Below are 23,622 nucleotides of genomic sequence, written 5' to 3'. Positions count from 1 at the left end.
CGCCGCCGCGTACTGCGCCTGCACGACGCCGTCTCGCGTTCCGGACCCCGGCGCCGGTCCTGGACACCGACGCCCCGGACGTCGCCACCGTGATGTCCCGGCCCGCCGCCGCCCGTTCGGTCTGACGATTCCGTGACGTGCCCGCACGGCGCCGGGCCCGAGCCGGTGGCGCGACCTAGCGTGACGGACATGCGTGTACTGCTCACCGGCGGAGCCGGTTTCATCGGGGGACACATCGCCGGGGCACTGGCGGCGCGGAGGCACGAGGTGGTGGTGTTCGACGCGCTGCTGCAGTCGGCGCACGGCGTGGGCGCCGCAGGCGGCCGGGACGGGCTGATCCTTGCCGATGTCCGGGACCGGGCGGCGGTGGCCGATGCGCTGCGGGGCGTCGACGCGGTCTGCCATCAGGCCGCGATGGTCGGTCTGGGCAAGGACTTCGCGGACGCCCCGGAGTACGTCGGCTGCAACGACCTCGGGACCGCCGTCCTGCTGGCGGAGATGGCCGCGGCCGGTGTGCGGAATCTGGTGCTCGCCGGGTCGATGGTCGTCTACGGCGAGGGGCGGTACGACTGCCCCCGGCACGGGCGGATCCGGCCCGGGCCGCGGGCCGTGGACGATCTGGCGGCGGGCCGGTTCGAGCCGCGCTGCCCGGACTGCGGGGCGGAGCTGACGCCGGGGCTGGTGGGCGAGGACGCGCCCACCGACCCGCGCAATGTGTACGCGGCGACGAAGCTCGCCCAGGAACATCTGGCCGCCGCGTGGGCGCGGGCGACGGGCGGCCGGGCGGTGGCCCTGCGCTACCACAACGTGTACGGGCCGGGGATGCCGCGCGACACCCCGTACGCGGGGGTCGCCTCCTTCTTCCGCTCCTCGCTGGAGCGGGGCGAGGCGCCGCAGGTCTTCGAGGACGGCGGTCAGCGGCGGGACTTCGTCCATGTACGGGATGTGGCGGCCGCGAACGCGGTGGCGCTGGAGGCCGTGGGGGGACGCGGGGCTGGGAGTTTCGCCGCGTACAACACGGGGAGCGGGGATCCGCACACGATCGGCGAGATGGCGGCGGCGCTGGCGTCCGCGCACGGTGGTCCGGCACCGGAGATCACCGGCGGGTACCGGCTCGGAGACGTACGCCATGTGACGGCGGACTCGCGACGGCTGAGGGAGGAACTCGGCTGGCGCCCGGAGGTGGGGTTCGCGGAGGGGATGGAGGAGTTCGCCGGGGCGGCGTTGAGAGGGGCGGTCGCTACGGGTTGACCGGCGGCCGCTCCGTCTCCGGACGGCCCGGCCGGCGTGCCACCGGAAGCGTGACCTCGAAGCAGCAGCCGCCCCTCACATTACGGACCTCCGCCCGGCCCTCGTGCGCCTCCACGATCCCCCGCACGATGGCCAGCCCCAGCCCCGCCCCCGCCGGAGGCGTGCGCGCGTGGCTGCCGCGCCAGCCCGTGTCGAAGACCCGCGGCAGATCCTCCTCGGGGATGCCCCCGCAGCCGTCCGTCACCGACAGCACCACCGCGCCGTCGGCGCGCTGCGCGGCCACCGCGACCGTGCCGTCGGCCGGGGTGCGGCGGATCGCGTTGATCAGGAGGTTGCCCAGGACCCGGCTCATCTCCTTGCTGTCGACCTCCACCGGCACCGGGTCGATCCGGTCGCCGACCAGCCGCACCCCGTGCTCCCGCGCCAGCGGGTCCGCCCCTGCGAGGGCGTCGCCGACCAGGTCGTACACGGAGATGCGGGCCGGGGTCAGGGTGAGCGATCCGGCGTGGATCCGGGAGAGTTCGAAGAGGTCGCCGACCATGTCGTTCATCCGCTCCACCTCGGTCCGTATCTGCCGCAGGTAGCGGCCGGAGTCGGCGGCCATGCCGTCCTCCAGCGCCTCGGACATGGCCCGCAGCCCGGCGAGCGGTGTCCGCAGATCGTGCGAGATCCAGGCGACGAGTTCGCGACGCGAGGTCTCCAGTGCGCGTTCGCGCTCCCGGGAGCTGTCGAGCTTGGCGCTGGTGGCCGCCAGTTCCCTGGCCAGGGAGGCGAGTTCGGCGGTCGCCCGTTCCTCGGGGGCGGCGAACGTACCGCCGTCGCCGAACGAACGGGCCGCGAGCGTCAGATCCCTGCTTCTGGCCGCCACCCAGCGTCCCAGCAGCATCGCGGTGCCGAGGGACACCACGGCGGCCATCGCGACGACGGTCGTGACGACGGCCAGGTCGTGCGGCGACAGGAACATCGCCCAGGCGACCGCGAGGGTCCCGGCGAGCATCGCGGTCACTGCGACGGCGGCGACGACGGTCAGCGACACCACGAGCGAACGGTGCCGGAACAGCCGCAGGACCAGCGCGCCGAGCAGTCCGGCTGCCGCGGCGCCCAGGAACGCGAAGAGGGCGATGAGGAGGAGGTCGGTCATGAGCCGTCCGCCCCGCCCCAGGCCGTCGTCCCTTCGGCCGCCGTCCCCCCGGTCAGGTCCAGGCGGTAGCCCACACCCCACACCGTCTGGATGAGCCTCGGACGGCCCGGATCCGCCTCGGCCTTGCCCCGCAGCCGCCGCACATGGACCGTCACCGTCGACAGGTCACCGAAGTCCCAGCCCCAGACCTCCCGCATCAGCTCCTCCCGGGTGAACACCTGCCCGGGGTGGCGCAGAAAGAACGCGAGAAGGTCGAACTCCCGCAAGGTCAGGGACAGTTCATGACCGTCACGGGTCGCGCGGCGGGCCGCCGGGTCGAGACGGAGTCCGGCGCCCTCCAGCGGGGAACGGGCGGAGCCCGCGGCGGGCGGCGCGGACCGGCGCAGCACGGAGTCGACGCGCAGCACGAGCTCACGCGGACTGAACGGCTTGGTGACGTAGTCGTCCGCGCCCGTCTCCAGGCCCAGAATGCGGTCGTCCTCGTCCCCACGCGCCGTCAGCATGATGACCGGCACGGGCCCGTACGCCCGCATCCGGCGGCAGACCTCGAAACCGTCCATGCCGGGCAGCATCAGATCGAGGACGACCAGGTCGGGCCGGCGCCCGGCGAAGCACTCCAGCGCCGACGGACCGTCACCGGCCCGCCGGACGTCGTAACCCGCCCGGTCCAGATAGCCGACGACCACCTCGGCGACCGTCGGATCGTCGTCGACGACGAGGACATGGCCGCGCGGCCCGCCGGGGGCGGGTCCGGGACCCGGGGGGTCCGGGATGTTCTCCATACGGTCACCTTGGCATCCCGGCCACCGGGTCGGGCACTCGGCGGTCCGCCGAAGGGTCGACGTCCGTCTTCCGTAAGAACCTGAAGCCCGAAATGCCGGTTTTCGCTCCGTAGTGTGAGCGGGGTGACCGACTCCTACTCCGCCCGCTCCCCCCACGCCGACGTGGTCCTCCCCTGTCTGGACGAGGCCGCCGCGCTGCCCCGGGTGCTGGGCCGAATCCCGCACGGCTGGCGCGCCGTCGTCGTCGACAACGGCTCCACCGACGGATCGGCGGAGCTCGCCCGCTCGCTCGGGGCGACCGTCGTACATGAGCCGCGACGCGGCTTCGGCGCCGCGTGCCAAGCCGGACTGCTCGCCGCCGAGGCGGATTTCGTCTGCTTCTGCGACTGCGACGGTTCCCTCGACCCGGGTCTGCTGCCCGGCTTCGTACGCCGGATCGCCGACGGCGAGACCGATCTGCTGCTGGGGCGCCGCCGCCCCCAGGGCCGTGGCGCGTGGCCGCTGCACGCCCGCGCCGGGAATCTGGCCCTGGCCCGGATGGTGCGCCGCCGGACGGGACTGCGCCTGCACGACCTCGGCCCGATGCGGGCGGGGCGCCGGGCGGACCTGCTGGCTCTCGAGCTCACCGACCGGCGCAGCGGCTACCCGCTGGAGATGGTGGTGCGCGCGTCGGACGCCGGGCTGCGGGTCACCGAGACCGATGTCCCGTACCTGCCGCGTACGGGCAGGTCCAAGGTGACCGGCACCTGGCGGGGGACCTGGCATGCGGTACGGGACATGCGCGCGGTCCTGCACAGGCCGCCGGAACGGACAACCGCGGGGACGGCCCGACGGGAGGCGTCCCGGTGAGCATGCCCGGACCGACCGCCCTCCTCGTCATCGCCAAGGAACCGCTGCCGGGACTCGTCAAAACCCGGCTCACCCCGCCGTTCACCCCCGCCGAGGCGGCGCAGCTCGCCGAAGCGGCGCTCCGGGACACGCTGCGTACGATGCTCTCGCTGCCCGCCCGGCGGCGCGTACTCGTGCTCGACGGGCGGCCGGGGCCCTGGCTGCCGGCCGGCGTCGACGTGGTGGCGCAGAGCTCCGGCGGACTCGACGAGCGACTCGCGGCGGCGTTCGCCGGCTGTACCGGTCCGGCCCTGCTCATCGGCATGGACACCCCGCAGATCACCGCCGCCCATCTGGCACCCGCGCTCTCCCCGGACGCCTGGGACAACTGCGACGCCTGGTTCGGCCCCGCCGACGACGGCGGCTTCTGGGCACTCGGCCTGGCCGCCCCCGACCCGGCCCTGGTGCGCGGCGTGCCCATGTCCGTCCCGCAGACCGGTGCGGTCCAGCGGCGGCGTCTCGTCGACGCCGGACTGACCGTGCGTGATCTGCCACGGCTGCGGGACGTGGACACCGCGGCGGACGCCGCGCACGTCGCCGCCGCCGCACCGCGGGGGGAGTTCGCCGCCGCGCTGGCCCGGCTGACCGCGGCGGCGGCCCGATGAGCGGTACGGCTGCGGACCGCGACGCCACGAGCACGGCAGGTTCCGAACGAGAAAACCTCGCCCCGTGGTCCACCGACCCCTACACCGATGCGCTGCGCAACGGCCACGGCCCGCTCTTCCTCCGCCGTACGGACGGCTGGCTGCTGCCCCTGGACGTCGAGCGCTGGTGCGCGGAGGCCGACGCCGCCGACCTGTCGGCGCTGCGCCGCTGCGAAGGGCCGGTCCTCGACATCGGGTGCGGCCCCGGCCGCCTCGTCGCGGAACTGGCCTCCCGCGGCCACCGCGCACTCGGCATCGACGTCAGCGCCGCCGCCGTCGCCCACACGCTCCGGGTCGGCGGCTCGGCGCTGCACCGCTCCGTCTTCGACCCGCTTCCCGGCGAGGGCCGCTGGGGCACCGTGCTGCTGATCGACGGCAACATCGGCATCGGCGGCGACCCGCACGGTCTCCTGCAGCGCACCGCGGACCTCCTCGCCCCCGGCGGGCTCCTCATCGCGGAGACGTCGCCGCTGGACATCGACGAACGGGTCCAGGTCCGGTTGTACGACGGTCGCCTCGCACCGGAAGGGACCGGCGAGGAGGACCGGGCCGCCACCAAGGGCGCGCTCTTCCCCTGGGCCCGGCTCGGCACCCCGGCCCTGCTCCGGTACGCGCAGCCGAATGCCTGGCGGGCCGTCGATCAGTGGGTGGCGGACGGCCGCCCCTTCATCGCCCTGCGCCGCACCCGGAGGGTCCGGACGCCCAGCCAGAACGCCGACACCGCGAACAACGCCGCCGTGATCAGCAGCCAGTTCCCGAGGAACACATCGGGGGAGAGCCCGCTCGCCGGCTTGTAATGGGTCGCGTGCCTGCTGATCAGCGGGAACCACATCAGCAGGAGCAATCCTGAGAGAAAGGCGGGCACGCGGACGAAGTTGACCAGCCCGGAGCCCGGTCCCAGCACCGCGCGCACGGCCCGGTCCGCCGTCGCGTACACCGGCAGCAGCACAAGGTCGTGTACCAGCGCCGAGCCGACGAACCACACCGCGACACCGAACGTGTCCCCCTCCAGCAGCCGCACACCCGCGTAGCCCGCGAGGGCGAAGGTGGCGGCCAGGAGCAGGAGATGCAGCGGCCCTTCCCCGTACCAGCGCCTGAAGACCGCCGCGGACCGCGGGCCATTCGCCTTCCGCATCACAGCTCTCCGAACGTCAGCCGGGTCACCCATTTGGTGTTGAGCACGCCGGGTGCGGCCGGCACGATGATCCGCGCCGGGTACCCGTGGTCCGGCGACAGCGTCTCGCCGTTGACCTCCAGCGCCAGCAGCGAGCGCGGGTCGCGCACCTGGTTGTCGCGGAGCGCGGCCTTCCGGAACGGCCCGCTGCGCTGCACGGACTCCACGAACACCCCCGGCGGCCGGTCCGGATACCCGGCGAGCGCTGCCAGATCCCGCAACCGCACCCCGCGCCACCACTGGTTCGCGGTCGACCAGCCCTCCACGCACGCGATCGGCAACGCCGCGCTGTACTGGTCCATGGCCAGGAGCTGTTCCCGCGTGAACGCAAGATCCCCGGCGGGTCCGCTGACGGTCAGCCGCCACCGTTCACCCGTGTCGGCCGGGGTGATCCGGACGGACGCGGCCGTCTTGTTGATCTGGAAGCCGTTGGGCCCCGTCCCGGGGTCGGCGACCCCGCGCGGGGTGAGGAGTGCGGTGCTGCGCAGCGCGTCGAAGCTCCGGCCCACCGAGGTGACCAGCAGGAGGAGCGACCCGGCGCCCACCATGGCGAAGGCGCCGCGCCGGGAGATGGTCGGCGTATGGGGGGCGGGGGACGCCAGCTCATCGGTCTCACCCCGCAGTTCACCGCTGCGCAGCACCCGTACGGCCCTCGGGAGCTTCAGCCCGACGTGGGCGACGAACCCGGCGAAGAACACCCACGCACCGTAGAAGTGCAGCGGATAGAACGACCCCGGGAACACGTACTCCAGCTGGATGTTGAGCAGCCCGGTGATGAACTCGAACAGCGCCCCGCCGACGAGCAGCAGCAACGACACCCGTTCCAGGGCGTGCCCCACCGACCGGGCCGGCGGCAGCGCGAAAAGCTTCGGGATCACCGACCACAGCTTCGCCAGCAGCACCGGTACGAGCACGATGCCGCCCGTGACGTGCAGCCCCTGTGTCAGCCGGTACAGCCAGTGCGGTCCGGTCGGCCAGGCGAACAGGTAGAACCCCAGCACCCCCTTGCCCGGCGTCTTGTCGTTGACCGGCGCAAGATCCGGGTTGTACGCGGCGTACGACAGCAGCCCCGTCACGAACACCAGCGTCAGCCCAACGAGGAGGACGAGCCCGAGCACCGCCGTGAACCGGACGCCGCGCACGGAGCTGCGCCAGAACCCGGGGGAGGAGGGCAGCCGGTCCGTGGTCCGGAGCCGTTCGAGAACGGCCGGGACCCGCCCCGCGGACGGTCCGTCACCTGATGGCCCGGCACGGCCCTTCCCGTCGAAGCGGAACGGGAACCGAAACGCTCTGTTGTGACGCCTGTCGCCCATGGTCCGACGCTAAGCCCGGCGTCTCGGGCCGGAGCGCGTACGACTCCTGACGAAACTCTGACGTCACTCCCGATGACCGCCAACCGGGCCAAGAACTGACAGTTCGATGACGCGCCCCGGTGGCACCGCCCGTCAGCGCCCCGCCCTGCATAGCGTGCCGGTGTGAAGACCGAGGAGCACGTGAAACGTGAGCAGCGCACCGCCGGCCGCAACCACCGCGCCATGGGCCGACGCCTCGACCTGATCGCCGCCGCCGCAGGTGTCCTGCTGGTCACCGCCGCCGTGCTGATCGGCCGGGCCATCCAGGACGCCGACGGCAGCCTCGTCGTCCACTGGCCGCCCCTGCTGGCGTCCTGGTACCCGCACACCGGCCCCGGCACCCCGGCCGCCGTGGTCGTCGCCGCGGCCGTCGTCGCGTACGGGCCGGTCCTCGCCGACCGGCTGCCCTGGCGCGGTCTGCTCGCGACCGCGTGGGCCGCCTCCCTCGGCTGGATCTTCTCCCTGGCGATGATCGACGGCTGGAGGCGAGGCATCGCCGAGCGGCTCACCACGAAGCATGAATACCTGCAGGTCATCAGTCGCTTCGACGATATCGGCGCAGCGCTGCGCGGATTCGACTCGCACATCCTGATCGGCCCCCCGGGCAACTGGCCCGCCCATGTCGCCGGTCATCCGCCGGGCGCCACGCTCACCTTCGTGCTGCTGGACCGGATCGGACTGGGCGGCGGCGGCTGGGCCGGCGTCTGGTGCATCGTGCTCGGCGGCTCCGCGGTCGTCGCCGCCCTGATCACGGTGCGCGCCCTCGCCGACGAACACCTCGCCCGCCGCGCCGCCCCGTTCCTCGTCCTCGCGCCGATGGCGGTCTGGACCGGCGCCTCGGCGGACGCCTGGTTCGCCGCGGTCGCCGCGTGGTCGGTCGCCCTCCTCGCCCTGGCGGCAACCCGCCGGACCACCCGGCCGGGCCGTGCCGTCGCGGCCGCCCTCGCCTCCGGACTCCTCTACGGCCTGACCTGCTATCTCTCGTACGGCCTGACGCTCATCGCGCTCCTGCTCCTCGCCGTCCTTCTCCTCGCCCGCACCGCGCGCCCCCTTCCGCTTCTCCTGCTCGGGGCGCTCGTCGTCCCGGTCGCCTTCACCCTGGCGGGCTTCAACTGGTGGGAGGCGTACCGGCTGCTGGTCCAGCGCTACTACCAGGGCGCGGGCGGGATCCGTCCGTACGCCTACTGGGTCTGGGGGAACCTCGCGGCCACCACGATCGCCGCCGGGCTCGCCACCGTCGCCGGTCTCCGCCGGGCCGCGGCCGGTGCCCCCTCCGCCGTCCGCGCCGTCCGCACCGGCACCACCTCCGCACCGCAGCGGCTGAGCCTCCTCGCCCTGGCCGCGCTCCTCGCCCTCCTCGTCGCCGATCTGTCCGGAATGAGCAAGGCCGAGACGGAACGCATCTGGCAGCCGTTCGTCCTCTGGCTGCTGCCTGCCGCCGCCCTGCTCCCCCCGTCCGCCCGCCGCGGCTGGCTGGCCGCGCAGGCGGTCGTCGCCCTGCTCGTCAACCACCTGCTCTGGACCGGGTGGTGAGTTCGGGGAGCACATTGAACCCATCACGCACGGGGTACAGGTTGCCCCGTGCCGACATTCGAGATCACCACCGCAAGCGCCGCCGACATCGACATGCTGGGCGAGTGGGCCCACGCCGAGGGCTGGAATCCGGGCCGCACCGACAGCCACGCCTTCTTCGCCACCGACCCTCGCGGCTTTCTGATCGGCAGACTCGACGGCGAGCCCGTCTCCTCCGTCTCCGTGATCCGTTACGGCTCCGGCTTCGGCTTCCTGGGCTTCTATCTCACCCGCCCGGAACTGCGCGGCCAGGGTTACGGGACCCAGGTCTGGCGCGCCGGAATGAACCGGCTCGCCGGGCGCAACGTCGGGCTCGACGGCGTCGTCGCCCAGCAGTCCAACTACCGTAAATCCGGCTTCCGTCCGGCGTGGACGAACATGCGCCGGGTCGGACTGCCGCCGACGGACATCACCGCACCGCCCGGTGTCTCCCTCGTCGACGCCCGGTCGCTCCCCTTCGGCCGGCTGGCCGCCTTCGACCGCCGCTACTTCCCCGCCGAGCGCGACAGTTTTCTGGCCCTGTGGATCGCCACCCCCATGCGCACCGCTCTCGCCGCCGTGGCCGACGGGGAGGTGCAGGGCTTCGCCGTGCTGCGCCCGTGCCGTACGTCGTCACGCATCGGCCCGCTGCACGCCACGTCGCCCGAGGTGGCCGCCGCCCTGGTGAGCGCCCTCTCGGCCACTGACCCGGAGACGGAGATCGCCGTCGACGTACCCGACATCAATCCGGCGGCGGTCCGACTCGCCGAGCAGCTGGGTCTCACCCCGTCGTTCGAGACAGCCCGCATGTACACGGGTCCGACGCCGGACGTCGACCACACCGGGCTGTTCGGCATCACCAGCCTGGAACTCGGCTGACCGACGGGCGCCCCCACCGCCGCCGTCGGCCTCTGCCCGTCCCGCTACCGCCCGAGCCGGTCCAGCACCCGGCCGCGGAGCAGCTCGTACTCCTCGCGCAGCCGTACGATCTCCGCCGGCCGGGGTATCACCGTGCCACCGGTGACGATCTCCTCCGGCCCGAACTGCTCCCGCGTGAGGTCGATCTCCACGCCCATGCCCAGCCGGTTCCACCAGTGGAAGTCGGTGCGCTCACCGTCGACCCGGACCTCGCCGCGGATCAGCTCACCGCCCAGCAGATCGCCCGGCACCAGGGCGGTGACCCCGCACTGGTCCCGGGCCGGGTTGTCCGGCGTCCAGTGCGGCCGGTGATCGGGCGTGGCCGTGTCGGCCCCCCAACCGGCGCGGACAGCCGCTTCGATATCGACGAGCAGCAACGGCTCCGAGGTCTCCATGACACCGATCCTCGCAGGGCCCACCGACAACGCGGCTGCTACCCGCTCTCCTTCCCGATCCGTGTCCGTTTCCGCGAGGCAAGCACCGCGATGTCGTCCTCCGCGCCCGGACCGAACCTCTCCAGCACCTCGTCCAGCAGATCGTCGAGGCTTCCGCTCGCCGGCAGGGTCAGTTGCTCCAGCCGGCGCACCGATACGTCGATGTCCTCGTCCCGCCGCTCCACGAGACCGTCGGTGTACATGAACAGCACCGTGTCCGGACCGACCTCCACGGCCGTCGTCGCATACCCGCCGAACCCGGTGCCGAGCGGCGGCCCCGCCGGTACGTCGCCCACCCGGGTCCCCGCCTCGCCCGGGTCGATGAACACCGGCGGCAGATGCCCCGCGCTCGCCACCTCGCACATCCCGCCGAAGTGGTCGACGACCGCCAGCAGACATGTCGCCGCCCGGTCCGGGCCCGACCGCTCCACCATCCGGTCGAGCTGTTCCAGGATGCGGTGCGGCGGGAGGTCGTCGTCGGCGAGCAGCCGCAGCAGGGAGCGGTAGTGGCTCATCGCGACCGCCGCCTCCACCCCGTGCCCCATCACGTCGCCGATGGCCTTCAGATGACGCCCGTCCCGCAGCGGGATGACGTCGAACCAGTCGCCGCCGACCATCACGCTCCGGTCGGCCGGCAGATAGCGGGTGGCGATCTCGATGTGCGGGTGCGGCGGGCGCGGCTCGGACAGCAGGGAGCGCTGGAGCTCCAGGGCGATGGTGTGCTCGTGGGCGTAACTGCGGGCATGGTCCAGACCGACCGCGGCCCGTCCGGCGAGTTCCCTGGCGACGACGACGTCCTCGTCCGAGAACGCAGGCGAGTCCCCCGCCCGGACCAGGCTGAGGACGCCGAGCGGCCGGCTGCGTACGGCGACCGGCACGATGACCGACGAATGCATGCCGAGGGCGCGGTAGGCGGCGACCCGTCCCGGACCGGCTGCCGAGCGGCCGAGCAGATCGTCGCCGGTGAGGTTCCGGACGACGGGCTGGTTGGTCGCCAGGCAGCGCTGTACGGCCGCGCCGTCCTGGTAGTCGATGTACTCGCCGGACAGCCCGAACTCCGCCATCCCCTCCCGCAGCCCGGGGACCGCCGCCAGTGCGGCCCGGCGCAGCCGCAGCATGCCGGGAGGCGCGGGGCGTACGGGAGGTGCCACGTCGGGCGGGAAGACCTCGGCCGCCGCGACGTCGGCCAGCGCGGGGACGACAAGGTCGACGAGCTCCGCGCAGGTGGTGTCCATGTCGAGCGTGGTACCGATCCGGGTGACCGCGGAGTCGAGAAGGTTGAGGTGGCGTCGCACCTGTTCCAGTTCGCGCTGCTCCTTGTCCGGCGCCATCACCTCCAGCACGATCCCGGCGACGCCCACCACCTGCCCTTCGACCTCCAGCCGGTGGTACGCGCCGTGCCAGTACCGCCGGGCTGTGCCGGACGCCGCGGGCGTGAAGCCGCTGGACGTGATCTCGCGAGGTTTCCCGTCGGCGAGGACCGCCCGCATCATGTCCTCCCGGGCGTCGACGTAGGGCAGGACGTCGGAGACGGTGCGGCCGAGGTGTTCGGCGGCGGGGATGCCGTTGAGCCGTGCGAGGGCCGGGTTCACGTACAGGTAGCGCAGCCGGGTGTCGAGGACGCCCACCCCTGCCATGGTGCTGTCGAGAAGCGCCGCCAGGACTGCGAGGTCGAGCGGTGGCGGGCTGTCGGCGTGCGCATCGGCCTGCAAGGGAACCTCCTGGGGCGGGGCCCGGACCACCCGATTACCCGGTCTTCATCGTCGGCCGCCCCGCCCCGCCCCGCATCCGCACAGCAGGCTTCAGTGCACGTGCGGCCCGCCCGCCGTCTCCGGCTTCCCCCGCGGCACCAGTCCCACCGCGACGACCGCGCCGGCACCGGCCGCCGCCGCGCAGACCGTGAAAGCGTCGGCGAACCCGCCCACCGCACCCCTTTCGATCCCGGCTGCCGCGACCGTGGAGACGACCGCCACCCCGATCGCGCCGCCCACCTCGTGGAACGTGTTGACCACTCCGGACGCGAGCCCCGCCTCGTGGTGCCCGATCATGCCCAGCGCCGTCGTGGTCGCGGTGACGAAGACCGCGCCGAGGCCGAGCGCGGCGACGGAGAGACCGGGCAGCAGCGCCCCGTACACGCTGCTGTCCGCTCCCAGCCGGGTCAGCGGTACGGAACCGGCGGCGGCGATCACCATCCCGGCGACCGCTGTCCCGCGGCTTCCGGCCGTCCCGACCAGCCGCGACCCCAGATGTGCGCCGAGCCCGACCGCGACGGCCACCGGCAGGAACACCAGCCCGGTCCGCATCGGGGTGAACCCGCGCGCATGCTGCAGATAGACCGACCCGAGGAAGAAGAAGGCGATCAGCAGCGCCGTCGCGACCAGCATCAGGAACGCGCCCGCGAGCACCGGCCGCCGGGTGAACATCCGCAGATCCATCAGCGGCTGCTTCGCCGCCCGCTCGACGCCCGCGAACGCCGCGTACAGGAGCACGGCCCCCGCAACCGGCACAAGGACGGCAGCCGATCCCCACCCGGCGTCCCCCGCCTCGACCAGTCCGTAGACGAGCGCTCCGGTACCGGCCGTGACCAGGAGCGCGCCGGGCAGATCGAGCCGGGCGGAGGGCTGGGGGGCGCGCGACGGGACGAGGGCGGGCACGGCGGCGAGCAGGGCCATCCCGACGGGCACATTGATGTAGAAGACCCACTGCCACCCGGGACCGCCGGTCAGCGCACCGCCGAGCAGCACCCCGATCGCCGACCCGGTCCCGCCGATCGCCGCCCATACCCCGAGCGCCTTGTTGCGCTCCGCGCCGTGGAACGAGGTGGTGACGAGGGACAGGGCGGCGGGCGACAGCAGCGCCGCCCCCACTCCTTGGGCGATCCGGCCCCCGATCAGCACCGGGGCGCCGTCGGCGAGCCCGGTGCCCAGCGAGGCGACGGTGAAGAGGGCCAGCCCCGCAAGGAGGGTACGGCGCGCGCCGAGGACGTCGGCGAGCCGGCCGCCGAGCAGCATCAGCCCGCCGAAGCACAGGGTGTAGGCGGTGACGACCCAGGTCAGGGCGGTGCGGCCCAAGTGCAGGTCGGCGGCCATGTCGGGCAGTGCGACGTTCACCACGGTGACGTCGAGGACGAGCATGAACTGCGCGACGCAGACGAGGGCGAGCGTCGCCCAGCGACGCGGGTGGGCGGGCGGATGCCCGGTCTGATGTTCGGCAGGTTGCTGTACGTGCGTCTCATGCGGACTCATGAACTGAACTGTACGGATCAGTTCACATGAACTCAACTGTTCAGTTCAGCTGACTGTTAGTCTTGCCCCATGACCATGCAGAGCAGCCGCCGGGGGAACGCGAAGCAGCCCCCCGGCGGGCCGCGCGCCGAGGCCAAGCGGCGGGCCATCGTCGAGGCCGCCCGTGAGGCGTTCCTGCGGGAGGGGTTCGGCGTCGGGATGGACGCCATCGCCGCCGAGGCGGGCGTGTCGAAGGTGACCGTCTACAACCACTTCGGCAGCAAGGAAGCGCTGTTCACGGCCGTCATCGCGGGCGCGCTGGACGAGCCTCTGGGCGGCCCTTCAGCCGCCGCACTGGCCGGACTCGCCGATGCCGACGACCTGCGCACCGCCTTCGTCGAGGCGGCCCGCACCTGGGTGGCCGCCGTCCGCGACAACACCGACGTCATCGCCCTGCGCAACCTCGTCGCCGCCGAACTGCACCGCTTCCCGGAGCTGGCGGACGCCTGGCAGGGCCACGGTCCCGAGGGCCACCACCCCGCTGTGGCCGACGCCCTGCGCGCCCTCGCCGACCGGGGCCGCCTGACCATCCCGGACCTGGAGACGGCGATCATCCAGCTGTACGCGCTGCTGGTCTTCCCGCACCTGGTCTTCAGCTCGTACGGCACGGCCATCGACGACCAGGTCACTGACCGCCTCATCACCAGCGGCGTCGACATGTTCCTGGGCCACTACGCCCCGGCGGGGCCCACCGGCTGAATCTCCGCACTTCCACGTGGACACGCGGCGCGACCCCGTTCGCCGGCCGCGCGACGCAGCGAGCGTGCGTACCGGACGCCGCGAGCCGGGCGCCCATGTGGTGAGCTCCTCCAAGTGCGTCCGGCGGATGGTCCGCTCCGTACGAGGGGTGGTCCCATCCTCCTTCCACCCGGCCCACGTCGACCTCGGGCAGCCCCTCCCACCTGCCGGGCTCCAGCAGCCCGGGCCCGCGGCCGTACGTGTACGGGGTGCGGTCCACGCAGTACGTCACGACCGGCGCCCGGCCGTGGCGTCACCCCTGCCGAGCAGCCCGTCGTAGTCCAGCGTGCCGTCCGACGCCGGTGCGCCCAGCGGGAGATGGAGGGCGGTGTCGACCGGCGCCGGGAGCGCGGACAGCCCCAGCAGTCCCCTCACCAGGCCGGCCGTCATCGTGTGCCATGCCGATGCCCGGCGGAGCATCGCATGGTCGCTGGCGCGGATCGTCACCAGACAGGAGCGGGCGCCGGCCCGGCGGGCGCGGGTGGCGAGGGACTGGGAGGCCTGGGGGCTCGTCACGCGGTCGCGGGTGCTGTGCAGCAGCACGACGTCCCGGTCGGCGAGTTGGGTGACCGGATCACCGGGCGGACACCACGGCGCGAGGCCGACCACTCCTCGTACCAGGGGATGCCCGGCCGCGCGAAGGGCGGCTCGGGCGCCCATCGAGTGCCCGACGAGCACGACCGGCACCTCGCCGAACTCGCGCCGCACGCCGTCCAGCGCCCGTACGGCATCGTGCAGGGCGTCCTCCCGGGACCCGTTCCACCCGAGGTGTCCGTACCGCACGTCCCGTACCACCACATCGACGGGCCCGTCCCGGGTCGCCCGGATCACGGCCCGTGCGAACGGCCGCATGCGCAGGGCCGGGAGGTTCAACGGCCCGGGCGGGGGCGGCCCCAGACCCGTCTCGCGCCCGCCGTGCAGGAGGAGTACCGCAGCCGCCACAGGTGGTCGCCGATCCGCCATACCCACCTCCTGGTCGCGGAAGCCACCACCGTACCGAGCATGCTGTACCGGAACATCGCCGAACGCCGCACATCCGTCGCACACAAGGGGACCGCCATGGGATCGTCACCACAAGTCGGCCAGCCCGTCCAGGACTTCACACTGCCGGGCGGAGCGCTCGCCGGAGACACGTTCGAACGCCGCGACTACACGCTCTCGGACGCCCGCGGCCGTACCGTCGTCCTCGCCTTCTACCCCGGCGACAACACGGCCGTCTGCACCAAGCAGCTCTGCTCGTACTCCTCCGGCATGGAGACCTTCACCGGTCTCGACGCGGAGGTCTGGGGAATCAGTCCACAGGGTGTGGACAGTCACGAGTCGTTCGCCCGCACCTACGGCCTGCGGATGCCGCTGCTCGCGGACACCGGGCGGGAGATCGCCCGGGCATACGGGATCACGGCGCCCGGGATCGGGGTGCGCCGAGCCGTGTTCCTGATCGGGCCGGACGGCGTGCTGCGGTGGAAGCACGTCGCGGTCCTCGGGGCCACCTTCCAGTCGCTGGACACGCTCGCCGACCACATCTCCGGCATCAAGAACGAGTAAAAGATTGCCGGACCCCGGCAATGTCACGGCCCGAGCGTGTATGGCATCATCCAGCCAGCTCGACGGACATATCCGGGGGATTTCCCAGATCGGGAAAGGGGATCACATGACCTTGTTTCTCGGTCTGGGCATTGCGGGGGTCGCACTCCTCGCCCTCTCCCTGATCTTCGACGGAATCCTCGAAGGGCTCTTCGGGGGCGTACTCGACGGGCTCTTCGACGGCCTCCTGTCCCTCCCCGTCATTGCCGGGTTCCTCTCGATGCTCGGCTTCGGCGGCGCGATCGTGCTCGGCACCACGGGTGCCGGTACGGTCGCGGCGACCGCGGCCGGACTGTTCGCCGGACTGGTCGCGGCATGGCTGACCTGGAAGTTCAGCCGCGCCCTGATGCGCGACCAGACCGCCGCAACGCCACGGGGCGACGATCTCGTCGGCACGTCCGGGTCCGTCGTCACGGCCATCCCGGCCGACGGGTACGGCGAGGTCCTGCTGCGGCTCGCGGGCCAGCCCGTGAAACTCGCGGCGAAGAGCCCGGTGCCGGTCGAGCGCGGCACCGAGATCTGGGTGGAGGCCGCACTCTCGACCACCTCGGTCGCGGTCCGCCCCGTCGAGCGCTGACCACCTACTGAACCAAGCTGCCGTCCCCGATCGGGAGGCAGGGGGGACCCCTTATGAGCCCAGTTGTGACCGCCGTCGTCGGAGTCGTCGTACTCCTCGTACTCCTCGGCCTCGTGGTGATCACCCGCTACAAGGTCGCCGGGCCCAGCGAGGCCTTCATCATCACGGGACGGCGCGGCAAGAAGTCGACCGACCCGGTGACCGGACGCACCAGCATCGACAACAGCGGGCAGAAGGTCGTCGTCGGCGGCGGCGTCTTCGTCGTCCCGTTCGTGCAGCAGAAGTTCACCCTGGACCTCTCCAGCCGGCACATCCCGGTCGCCGTGCGCGGGGCCGTCACCCTGCGCGGTGTGAAGTCCCACCTCGAAGGCGTCGCGATCGTCAAGGTCGGGGGCAACGAGGACGCGATCCGGGCCGCCGCCCAGCGGTTCCTGCAGCAGCAGGACGGCATCGTCGGCTTCACCCAGGAGGTGCTCTCGGGCGCCCTGCGCGCCATCGTCGGCCGGATGTCGGTCGAGGACATCATCCGCGACCGCGCCGCGTTCGCCGGCCAGGTCGCGGAGGAGGCCGAGGCCAGCCTCTCCGGCCAGGGCCTGATCCTGGACGCCTTCCAGATCCAGGACATCACCACCGAGGGCTCCTACCTCGAAGACCTCGGCCGCCCCGAAGCCGCCCGCGCCAAGCAGGAGGCGGACATCGCCGAGGCGATCGCCAAGCGCGCGTCCGAGCAGGCCCGTCTGAAGGCCGCCGAGGAAATCGCCATCGCCGAGCGGACGTTCTACCTCAAGCAGGCCGAGATCAAGGCCGAGACGGAAGCGGCGGCGGCCAAGGCCAACGCCGCCGGCCCGCTCGCCGAGGCCGCCCGCCAGCAGGAAGTCCTGGAGGAGCAGGAGAAGGTCGCCCAGCGCCAGGCAGCCCTGACCGACCGCGAACTCGACACCAAGGTCCGCAAGCCCGCCGACGCGGCCCGCTACCAGGCCGAGCAGGAGGCCGAGGCCCGCCGCATCGCCCAGGTCAAGGAAGCCGAGGCGGACGCGGAGCGCTCCCGCCTCACCGGTCAGGGCGAGAAGCTCCACCGCTCGGCGCTCGCCGACGCCGTCCGCATCGAGGGCGAGGCGGAAGCCGCCGCCATCGCCGCGAAGGGCGCGGCCGAGGCCGAGGCCATGCGGAAGAAGGCGGACGCGTTCGCCCAGTACGGCGACGCGGCGGTGCTCCAGATGCTGGTCGAGGTGCTCCCGCACGTCGTCGCCAAGGCCGCGGAACCGCTCAGCGCCATCGACAAGATGACGGTCATCTCGACCGACGGCGCGAGCCAGCTGTCACGCACGGTCGCGGACAACGTCGCGCAGGGCATGGAACTCCTCACCGCCACGACGGGCGTCGACCTGGCGGCACTGCTGAAGAACCTGAAGGGCGGGTCGACTTCGGACACCGCAGCGGAGATCCCGGCGCAGGCACCGGCCACGGCATCGGCATCGGCATCGGCCAACGGCAAGATCGAGATCACCGACTGACGCCGTTCCCGACCCCACGTGCCCGGCGGTGAGCAGCGGACCGCCGGGCACGGCTGCGTCCGGACCTCGGCCGCGTCCCGGCGGCCGCGCACCGATCACGCCGTATCCGCAGGTGAGCAGGGTCTCCGTGCGCGCGATCGCCAGGCGGCGGAAGCCTCCGGTTAAGGTAATGGAAGGTTAAAGAGATCACCAAGTGCGTCGCCATGTCGCCGCGCGCCTCGGGAGGAAGCCATGGGAACCCACCGGACCACGCTGCCCGGAGTCGGTGTGCGGTACGACTACATCACCGAGTCGGGACAGCACATCTCCGTCGTCGTCCACCACGACGGGCGCCGGTTCATCGGGTTCTACGAGCGCGACGATCCCGATTCATGTCAGCTCTCCGTGGCCCTGACTCCACAGGAGGCGACCGGACTTGCCCACCTCATCGACTCCGCGCCCATCGACGCCGTACGGACCGAGGGCATCGATCTCGTCACCGAACACATACCGCTCGGGTCGCGCTCCCCGTACGGGGGCCGGCTGCTCGGGGACACCCGGGCCCGGACGCGGACCGGGGCGTCGATCGTGGCCGTGCTGCGGACGCACAGCGCGCATCCGTCGCCCGGGCCGGACTTCCGGCTGGCCATCGGGGACACGCTGGTCGTCGTCGGTACGCGTGAGGGCGTCGACGCGCTCTCCGAGATCATTGCGGAGGGCTGACCGTGCACGACACGACCGCACTGCTGGTGGAGCTCGGCTCCGTCATATTGGGGCTCGGGATCATCGGACGGTTCGCCGGGCGGATAGGGCTTTCGCCGATTCCGCTCTATCTGCTGGCCGGGCTGGCGTTCGGGGACGGGGGGCTGCTGCCCCTCGGTGCCAGTGAGGAGTTCACCGCCGTCGGCGCCGAGATCGGCGTCATTCTGCTGCTGCTCCTGCTGGGGCTGGAGTACAGCGCGTCCGAGCTGGTGACCAGCCTGAAGACGCAATACCCGTCCGGGGCCGTCGACTTCGTACTCAACGCGACGCCCGGCGCGGTGGCCGCGCTGCTGCTCGGGTGGGGGCCCGTGGGGGCCGTCGCGCTGGCCGGGGTCACCTGGATCTCCTCGTCGGGGGTCATCGCGAAGGTGCTCACCGATCTGGGGCGGCTCGGGAACCGGGAGACGCCTGTCGTTCTCGGGGTTCTCGTCATCGAGGACCTGTCGATGGCCGTCTATCTGCCGCTGCTCACCGCGATGGTCGCCGGTGCCGGTCTGGCCGGGGGCAGCATCGCCCTGCTGGTCGCCCTCGGCACCGTCGGCCTGGTTCTGTACGTGGCGCTGCGGCACGGCCGGCTCATCAGCCGGGCCGTGTCCTCCGACAATCCGGAGATGCTGCTCCTCGTCGTGCTCGGGCTGACCGTCCTGGTGGCCGGTGTGGCACAGCAGCTGCAGGTGTCCGCGGCGGTAGGGGCGTTTCTCGTCGGGATCGCCCTCTCGGGGGAGGTCGCGGAAGGGGCCCGTAAGCTGCTGACGCCGTTGCGCGATCTGTTCGCCGCCGTCTTCTTCGTCTTCTTCGGTCTCTCCACCGATCCGTCCGACATTCCGCCCGTGCTGCTGCCCGCGCTGCTGCTGGCCGTCGTCACCGTCTTCACCAAGATCGGCACCGGGTGGTATGCCGCCCGGCGCGCCGGGATCGGCTCACGTGGACGGTGGCGGGCGGGTGGGACGCTGGTCGCGCGCGGCGAGTTCTCCATCGTCATCGCCGGTCTGGCCGTGGCGACCGAGCCCCGTATCGGACCCATCGCCACCGCGTACGTCCTGATTCTCGTCATCATCGGTCCGCTCACCGCCCGTTGGACGCAGCCCGTCGTGGCCAGGATCCAGGCGTGGCGGGACGGCGGGGGCGGCGCCTCCGGGGGCGGTGTGCCTGTCGCCCGCGAGGAGATGCCTGTCGTCGAGCGCGCCTCGGCCGCCGACTGAGAGTTCCTCCGAACCGCTCTCAGCTTGATCTTTAACCTCGCTGCTGTTTCAGGCGGACGTGTTCGGTGAGGGTTTCGGCTCGTTTCACGGTCTTCCCGGGTTCGTGCCGTGGGGCTGGCCTGCGGTTCTTGGAGCCGGGTGGGCGTCCGGGGCCGGGCCGGGAGGGTTTGGGCACTCCTGCGGGACGGGCGGTCTTCGCGCGGAGGTGGCGGAACCCCCGGCGGACGCGGGCGGGGGTGAGACGGCGGGGTTCGGCTGGCCGTTCCCAGGGGCGGCGGAGGTCCTCGGCGAGCGGTCGGGCGAGGCGGAGTTGGGTGTGGGCGGCGATGATCAGCCAGGTCCACAGGTCGGCGGTGTGTGGGTCGCGGACCTTGGGGACGGTCCAGCCGAGGGTCTGCTTGAACAGCCGGAAGGTGTGCTCCAGGTCGAAGCGCCGCAGGAATGCCTGCCAGCGCAGGTCGACGTCCGTGCTGGTCATCGCGGTGCGTGAGGACCACAGCCAGACCGGTTTCGGGTCGCGGTCGCCGGGCAGGTGCTCGACCTTCAGCCGGATCAACGTGCCGTGGATCAGGGGGAGTTCACCGCAGTGGTCGAGCCAGGGGCCGCGGGTGGTCAGGCGGGGATGCATCCGGTCCCAGGCGAGGGTTTCGGCCGTGCCGTAGCGGGTGGTGGTGCAGGTGGTGGCCTGGTCGGGGGTGTGCCAGGAGTCCGGCTTGGAGAAGGTGAGGACACCGCCGTGCTTGCGGGGCTGCCCGCCGCGCGGAGTGGAACGGCGCGGTCCGGCGTCACGGAGCATCACCCGGTCCGAGCGCAGCCGGCCGACCAGCTCGACGGGCAGGTCCGCCAGGACGTAGGCGAGGCGGGTGACGTCGTAGCCGGAGTCCATGACGATGAGAATGTCCTGGTCACCGGGCTTCCACTGGCCGGCTCGCAGGAGCCGGGTGAAGACGTCGCGGAGTTGGGCGGCAGTCACCGCCGTGGCGTCGTCGGCAGGGCCCAGGCGGATCGCGTCCAGCACAGCGGTCCACGATGTGCGTCCTGTTTCCAGGGCGGCGACGAAGGAGTAGGGCCAGCCGGGGATGAACTGGTCGGCGCTGCGGCCTCGCCCGTAGACATGGCAGAACAGCAGGTCCGGGCTGGTCGGGGCGTCGGGACGCAGCCAGTTGCTCACATCGACCGCGAGGACGATCCGCCCGTCGGCGGCACGCGGCAGCGGTGTGGAGGCGAGGAGCCTGCGCAGGCGGCGTGGTTCCAGCCAGCCGTGGTTGACCGCGTCGTACATCGCCCCGTGCCCGCGCCGGTGCTCGGCCGTCAGCGTCAGCTCGGCCAGCGACGTCACCGGACCGTCCGCGCACAGCACTGCGTCGGTCAGCTCGAAGAGCGCATCCGCACGGGAGTAGAGGCAGTCGTAGAACTCGACACGAAAGTGGGACAGCACGCTCAGTGCTGCGTCAGCGGGACCTGCAGGGGCCAGACTCTTCACAGCGGCCGTTCCTTCACGCGACGTTGCTCGACACCTCGAAGCGTGAAGAACGGCCGTCCTGCTGTCTCAGAAACAAGGCAAGATCAGCAGGTCAGGTGACCCGGCGAGGTTAAACAAAAAGCTCAGAGCGGGGTCGCCTCGTGCAGGATCCGCACCAGCGTCACCGTCGCGTTCAGCGACGACAGCGCGGACACCGTGGTTCCGACGGTGGCCACCAGTCCCGCGAAGGCGACATGCGCGGACGACGGGGGCCACAGCCGGGTCGGCGGGACCGGCTCCAGGAGCGCTGCGACCCGGCGCGGGATCGGGCCCACCGCCGCGAACGCGGCGAACGCGGGCGCTGCGATCGGCGAACGGTGAGCGAAGAGCGCGGCCTTGCCGACCGCGCCCGCCACCGCCCGCCGGTCACCGATCGCCTGCGCCGCCTCCTCGTCCGCCCACCGTTCCGTGCTGTACGCCACCGCCGTACGCAGCGGCAGCAGGAACGGGTTGGCCCGCGCGGCCAGTTGGGTGGCCAGGAGGTAGCGGTGGTGGCGGGCGGTCAGGTGGGCCTGCTCGTGGGCGACAAGCGCCCGGCGTTCACGCGCTGTCAGGCACTCCATCATCGCCGTCGACACGACCACCCGGCCGGGGGCGCCGGGCAGTGCGTACGCGTACGGCTCCGGGTCCGGGAACACGGCGACCGGGGACGGCTGCGACGGGAGGGACTGCAGGGCCCGGGTCGCCCGGATGCGTTGGCGTACATGTCGGTGGACCGTCGCCCCGCATGCCACGAAGACCGCGACCAGCACTCCGATGGCGACGACGCCCGCCCGTTCCTCGTACGGCACCGCCGCCCGCACCTCCGGGTCCGCCCAGCCGTCCGGCAGCGGATTGCCCGGCAGTTGGGCCGTACCCACCACCATCAGCAGCGCCAGGCACACCGTGCTGCACAGGGCGAGCGTCGTGCCGACGGCCGCGAGCAGGCGGGTGGCGCTGCGTGGATGCAGATGCTGTTCGGCGAGGCGCGCGATCGGCAGCGCGGTCAGCGGCAGTACGAGGGGCAGGTAGACAAAAACGCCCATCGGTCAGTCCTCGTCCTTCTCCGTCGTCTGCGCCAGCAGCGCGCGCAGGCGTTCCTCGTCACCCGGGGACAGCGCCGAGACGAACCGGGCGAGTACGGCCTCGCGGTCCCGTTCGCCGTCCAGGACCCGACGCATCCGCAGCGCGGCGAGACCGGCCTCGTCGGAGGCGGACGTCCAGGTGTAGGAGCGTCCCTGGCGGGCACGGGTCACGCACTTCTTCGCGTACAGACGGGACAGGATCGTGATGACGGTGGTGTACGCGAGGTCGCCGTCGAGGTGTTCCTGCACCCAGCCCGCCGTCGCGGGGCCGTTCGCCGAGCGCAGAACGGCCAGGACCTGGGCCTCCAGCTCGCCCTGTCCGCGTTTGCGGGGGCGCCGGCCGTCGGAGGCGGGGCCCGCCGGGGGCACGTTGTCGTCGGGCAGTTCGTTGAGCGGGTGGTGGCTGGCCCCGGCCGTGTCCATCGTGGTGACTGCCCTTCGTGCGATGCCGCGTCGGCCACGGCGTCGCAGCATCGTACTGAAGGCCGGCTCCCGGACACAGCGGGCGATCATCCTGCTAACTTCTACACGTCTGTAGAGTTGGATCTCGTTCCGGCAACGCAACGCAACGTATGGAGACGTCATGGCACTGTGGGATCGGATCAAGGAATCCGCGACGACGATGCAGTCGCAGCTCGAGGCGAAGAAGAACGACCTGAAGAGCGGTGCGTTCCGCGACGCGAGCATGGCCATGTGCGCCCTGGTCGCCGCCGCAGACGGTTCCATCGACCCGTCCGAGCGCCAGCGCGTCGCCTCGCTCATCGCGTCCAACGAGGTGCTGCAGAACTTCCCGGCGGACGATCTGCAGCGGCGCTTCAACGAGTATGTGAACAAGCTCACCGCCGACTTCGCCTTCGGCAAGGTCAGCGTGCTCCAGGAGATCGGCAAGGCGAAGAAGAAGCCGGCCGAGGCACGTGCCGTCATCCAGATCGGCATCGTCATCGGCGGCGCCGACGGCGACTTCGACAAGTCGGAGCAGGCCGTCGTCCGGGAGGCGTGCTTCGCACTCGACCTCCCGCCGCACGAGTTCGACCTCTAGTACCCCTCCCGGCACCAGTACCGTGACCGGCCATGTTTGCCCCATGAGGAGCGTCGTCCGGTGCGTGCGATCGCAAGGCGGCCGGACGTCCTTGGATGGGGTCCCCCCTGCTCGAACGAAGTCGAGAGCTTGGGGGAAGGAGCCACCAGGGCTTTTGGCCGGCGCGGAAGGGGGTCCCCCCTGGCCCTCAAGGCCTTGGGGGAGGGCGTGCCGGACGGTGCC

Annotated in this window: 23 protein-coding genes; 13 read left to right on the top strand and 10 right to left on the bottom strand. The window is 72.2% G+C overall.

Translation table 11 applies throughout. The features are described from left to right. Positions 1-189: 189 nt before the first annotated feature. Positions 190-1,251 (top strand): NAD(P)-dependent oxidoreductase, encoded by a 1,062-nt coding sequence (locus OG972_RS21900; protein WP_266983974.1) that lies wholly within the window; start codon positions 190-192, stop codon positions 1,249-1,251. Here OG972_RS21900 and OG972_RS21895 read toward each other — a convergent pair. Both OG972_RS21895 and OG972_RS21890 read right to left on the bottom strand, forming a co-directional pair. Next, a complete protein-coding gene (locus OG972_RS21895; RefSeq protein WP_266983972.1) occupies positions 1,241-2,392 on the bottom strand; it encodes a sensor histidine kinase KdpD in 1,152 nt (383 codons plus the stop codon). The genes OG972_RS21900 and OG972_RS21895 overlap by 11 nt on opposite strands. After that, on the bottom strand, positions 2,389-3,174 hold the full coding sequence (locus tag OG972_RS21890) for a response regulator transcription factor (RefSeq protein WP_266983970.1): 786 nt from the start codon (positions 3,172-3,174) through the stop codon (positions 2,389-2,391). Before OG972_RS21890 ends, OG972_RS21895 begins: the two co-directional genes overlap by 4 nt. 123 nt (positions 3,175-3,297) lie before the next feature. Between OG972_RS21890 and OG972_RS21885 the strand changes: the two genes are divergently transcribed. Genes OG972_RS21885 through OG972_RS49270 form a run of 3 tightly spaced genes read left to right on the top strand, consistent with a single transcriptional unit; the run spans position 3,298 to position 5,503 of the window. Then, positions 3,298-4,023 carry a glycosyltransferase family 2 protein gene (locus tag OG972_RS21885; protein ID WP_266983968.1) on the top strand — a complete coding sequence of 242 codons (726 nt, stop codon included), beginning with the start codon at positions 3,298-3,300 and terminating at the stop codon, positions 4,021-4,023. Between the two features lie 2 nt (positions 4,024-4,025). Beyond that, the gene (locus OG972_RS21880) at positions 4,026-4,667 is read left to right on the top strand and encodes a DUF2064 domain-containing protein (protein WP_266983966.1); all 642 of its coding nucleotides are present in this window, start codon (positions 4,026-4,028) and stop codon (positions 4,665-4,667) included. Next, positions 4,664-5,503: a methyltransferase domain-containing protein gene (locus tag OG972_RS49270; protein ID WP_323135887.1), complete on the top strand. Its 840-nt coding sequence runs from the start codon at positions 4,664-4,666 to the stop codon at positions 5,501-5,503. The genes OG972_RS21880 and OG972_RS49270 overlap by 4 nt, the downstream gene beginning before the upstream one ends. A gap of 337 nt (positions 5,504-5,840) precedes the next feature. On the opposite strand, the gene OG972_RS21865 is transcribed toward OG972_RS49270, so the two are convergent. Further along, on the bottom strand, positions 5,841-7,193 hold the full coding sequence (locus OG972_RS21865) for a molybdopterin-dependent oxidoreductase (protein ID WP_266983962.1): 1,353 nt from the start codon (positions 7,191-7,193) through the stop codon (positions 5,841-5,843). A 222-nt stretch (positions 7,194-7,415) separates the two neighbouring features. Here OG972_RS21865 and OG972_RS21860 point away from each other — a divergent pair, with 222 nt between their 5' ends. Both OG972_RS21860 and OG972_RS21855 read left to right on the top strand, forming a co-directional pair. Further along, entirely contained in the window at positions 7,416-8,765 is a 1,350-nt protein-coding gene (locus OG972_RS21860; protein ID WP_266990652.1) for a hypothetical protein, read from the top strand. Between the two features lie 48 nt (positions 8,766-8,813). Beyond that, entirely contained in the window at positions 8,814-9,662 is an 849-nt protein-coding gene (locus OG972_RS21855; RefSeq protein ID WP_266983959.1) for a GNAT family N-acetyltransferase, read from the top strand. 44 nt (positions 9,663-9,706) lie between these two features. Here OG972_RS21855 and OG972_RS21850 read toward each other — a convergent pair whose 3' ends face one another. From OG972_RS21850 to OG972_RS21840, 3 genes are all read right to left on the bottom strand, one after another. After that, a complete protein-coding gene (locus OG972_RS21850) occupies positions 9,707-10,096 on the bottom strand; it encodes a hypothetical protein (RefSeq protein WP_266983957.1) in 390 nt (129 codons plus the stop codon). A 38-nt stretch (positions 10,097-10,134) separates the two neighbouring features. Further along, positions 10,135-11,847, bottom strand: coding sequence for a SpoIIE family protein phosphatase (locus OG972_RS21845; protein ID WP_266983955.1), 1,713 nt, complete (start codon positions 11,845-11,847; stop codon positions 10,135-10,137). A gap of 90 nt (positions 11,848-11,937) precedes the next feature. Next, entirely contained in the window at positions 11,938-13,380 is a 1,443-nt protein-coding gene (locus OG972_RS21840) for a DHA2 family efflux MFS transporter permease subunit (RefSeq protein ID WP_266983953.1), read from the bottom strand. Between the two features lie 69 nt (positions 13,381-13,449). On the opposite strand from OG972_RS21840, the gene OG972_RS21835 reads away from it, so the two are divergent. Continuing rightward, positions 13,450-14,118 (top strand): TetR/AcrR family transcriptional regulator, encoded by a 669-nt coding sequence (locus tag OG972_RS21835; protein WP_266983951.1) that lies wholly within the window; start codon positions 13,450-13,452, stop codon positions 14,116-14,118. Between the two features lie 267 nt (positions 14,119-14,385). Here the strand turns inward: OG972_RS21835 and OG972_RS21830 are convergent, their stop codons facing one another. Continuing rightward, positions 14,386-15,120, bottom strand: coding sequence for an alpha/beta hydrolase (locus OG972_RS21830; protein ID WP_266983949.1), 735 nt, complete (start codon positions 15,118-15,120; stop codon positions 14,386-14,388). A gap of 96 nt (positions 15,121-15,216) precedes the next feature. Between OG972_RS21830 and OG972_RS21825 the strand changes: the two genes are divergently transcribed. The 5 genes from OG972_RS21825 to OG972_RS21805 all read left to right on the top strand — a co-directional run bounded on the left by OG972_RS21825 (position 15,217) and on the right by OG972_RS21805 (position 19,775). After that, positions 15,217-15,702 carry a peroxiredoxin gene (locus tag OG972_RS21825; protein WP_266990650.1) on the top strand — a complete coding sequence of 162 codons (486 nt, stop codon included), beginning with the start codon at positions 15,217-15,219 and terminating at the stop codon, positions 15,700-15,702. A gap of 106 nt (positions 15,703-15,808) precedes the next feature. Beyond that, positions 15,809-16,318, top strand: coding sequence for a hypothetical protein (locus tag OG972_RS21820; RefSeq protein WP_266983947.1), 510 nt, complete (start codon positions 15,809-15,811; stop codon positions 16,316-16,318). A gap of 53 nt (positions 16,319-16,371) precedes the next feature. Beyond that, positions 16,372-17,832 (top strand): flotillin family protein, encoded by a 1,461-nt coding sequence (locus OG972_RS21815; RefSeq protein ID WP_266983945.1) that lies wholly within the window; start codon positions 16,372-16,374, stop codon positions 17,830-17,832. A 231-nt stretch (positions 17,833-18,063) separates the two neighbouring features. Then, the gene (locus tag OG972_RS21810; RefSeq protein ID WP_266983943.1) at positions 18,064-18,534 is read left to right on the top strand and encodes a cation:proton antiporter regulatory subunit; all 471 of its coding nucleotides are present in this window, start codon (positions 18,064-18,066) and stop codon (positions 18,532-18,534) included. Between the two features lie 2 nt (positions 18,535-18,536). Continuing rightward, on the top strand, positions 18,537-19,775 hold the full coding sequence (locus OG972_RS21805; protein ID WP_266983941.1) for a cation:proton antiporter: 1,239 nt from the start codon (positions 18,537-18,539) through the stop codon (positions 19,773-19,775). A 31-nt stretch (positions 19,776-19,806) separates the two neighbouring features. Here the strand turns inward: OG972_RS21805 and OG972_RS21800 are convergent, their stop codons facing one another. The 3 genes from OG972_RS21800 to OG972_RS21790 form a co-directional block, all read right to left on the bottom strand. Then, on the bottom strand, positions 19,807-21,219 hold the full coding sequence (locus tag OG972_RS21800) for an NF041680 family putative transposase (RefSeq protein ID WP_323135952.1): 1,413 nt from the start codon (positions 21,217-21,219) through the stop codon (positions 19,807-19,809). A gap of 161 nt (positions 21,220-21,380) precedes the next feature. Beyond that, positions 21,381-22,322 carry a M56 family metallopeptidase gene (locus tag OG972_RS21795; RefSeq protein ID WP_266983937.1) on the bottom strand — a complete coding sequence of 314 codons (942 nt, stop codon included), beginning with the start codon at positions 22,320-22,322 and terminating at the stop codon, positions 21,381-21,383. A gap of 3 nt (positions 22,323-22,325) precedes the next feature. Beyond that, the gene (locus OG972_RS21790; protein ID WP_266983935.1) at positions 22,326-22,784 is read right to left on the bottom strand and encodes a BlaI/MecI/CopY family transcriptional regulator; all 459 of its coding nucleotides are present in this window, start codon (positions 22,782-22,784) and stop codon (positions 22,326-22,328) included. 160 nt (positions 22,785-22,944) lie between these two features. On the opposite strand from OG972_RS21790, the gene OG972_RS21785 reads away from it, so the two are divergent. Beyond that, positions 22,945-23,400: a tellurite resistance TerB family protein gene (locus tag OG972_RS21785; protein ID WP_030931413.1), complete on the top strand. Its 456-nt coding sequence runs from the start codon at positions 22,945-22,947 to the stop codon at positions 23,398-23,400. Positions 23,401-23,622 lie beyond the last annotated feature (222 nt).

Source organism: Streptomyces sp. NBC_01669 (assembly GCF_026339735.1).
GTDB classification, from domain to species: domain Bacteria; phylum Actinomycetota; class Actinomycetes; order Streptomycetales; family Streptomycetaceae; genus Streptomyces; species Streptomyces yanii.
Note: the sequence above shows the minus strand (reverse complement) of the source record. Positions and strands in the feature narration are given on the sequence as shown.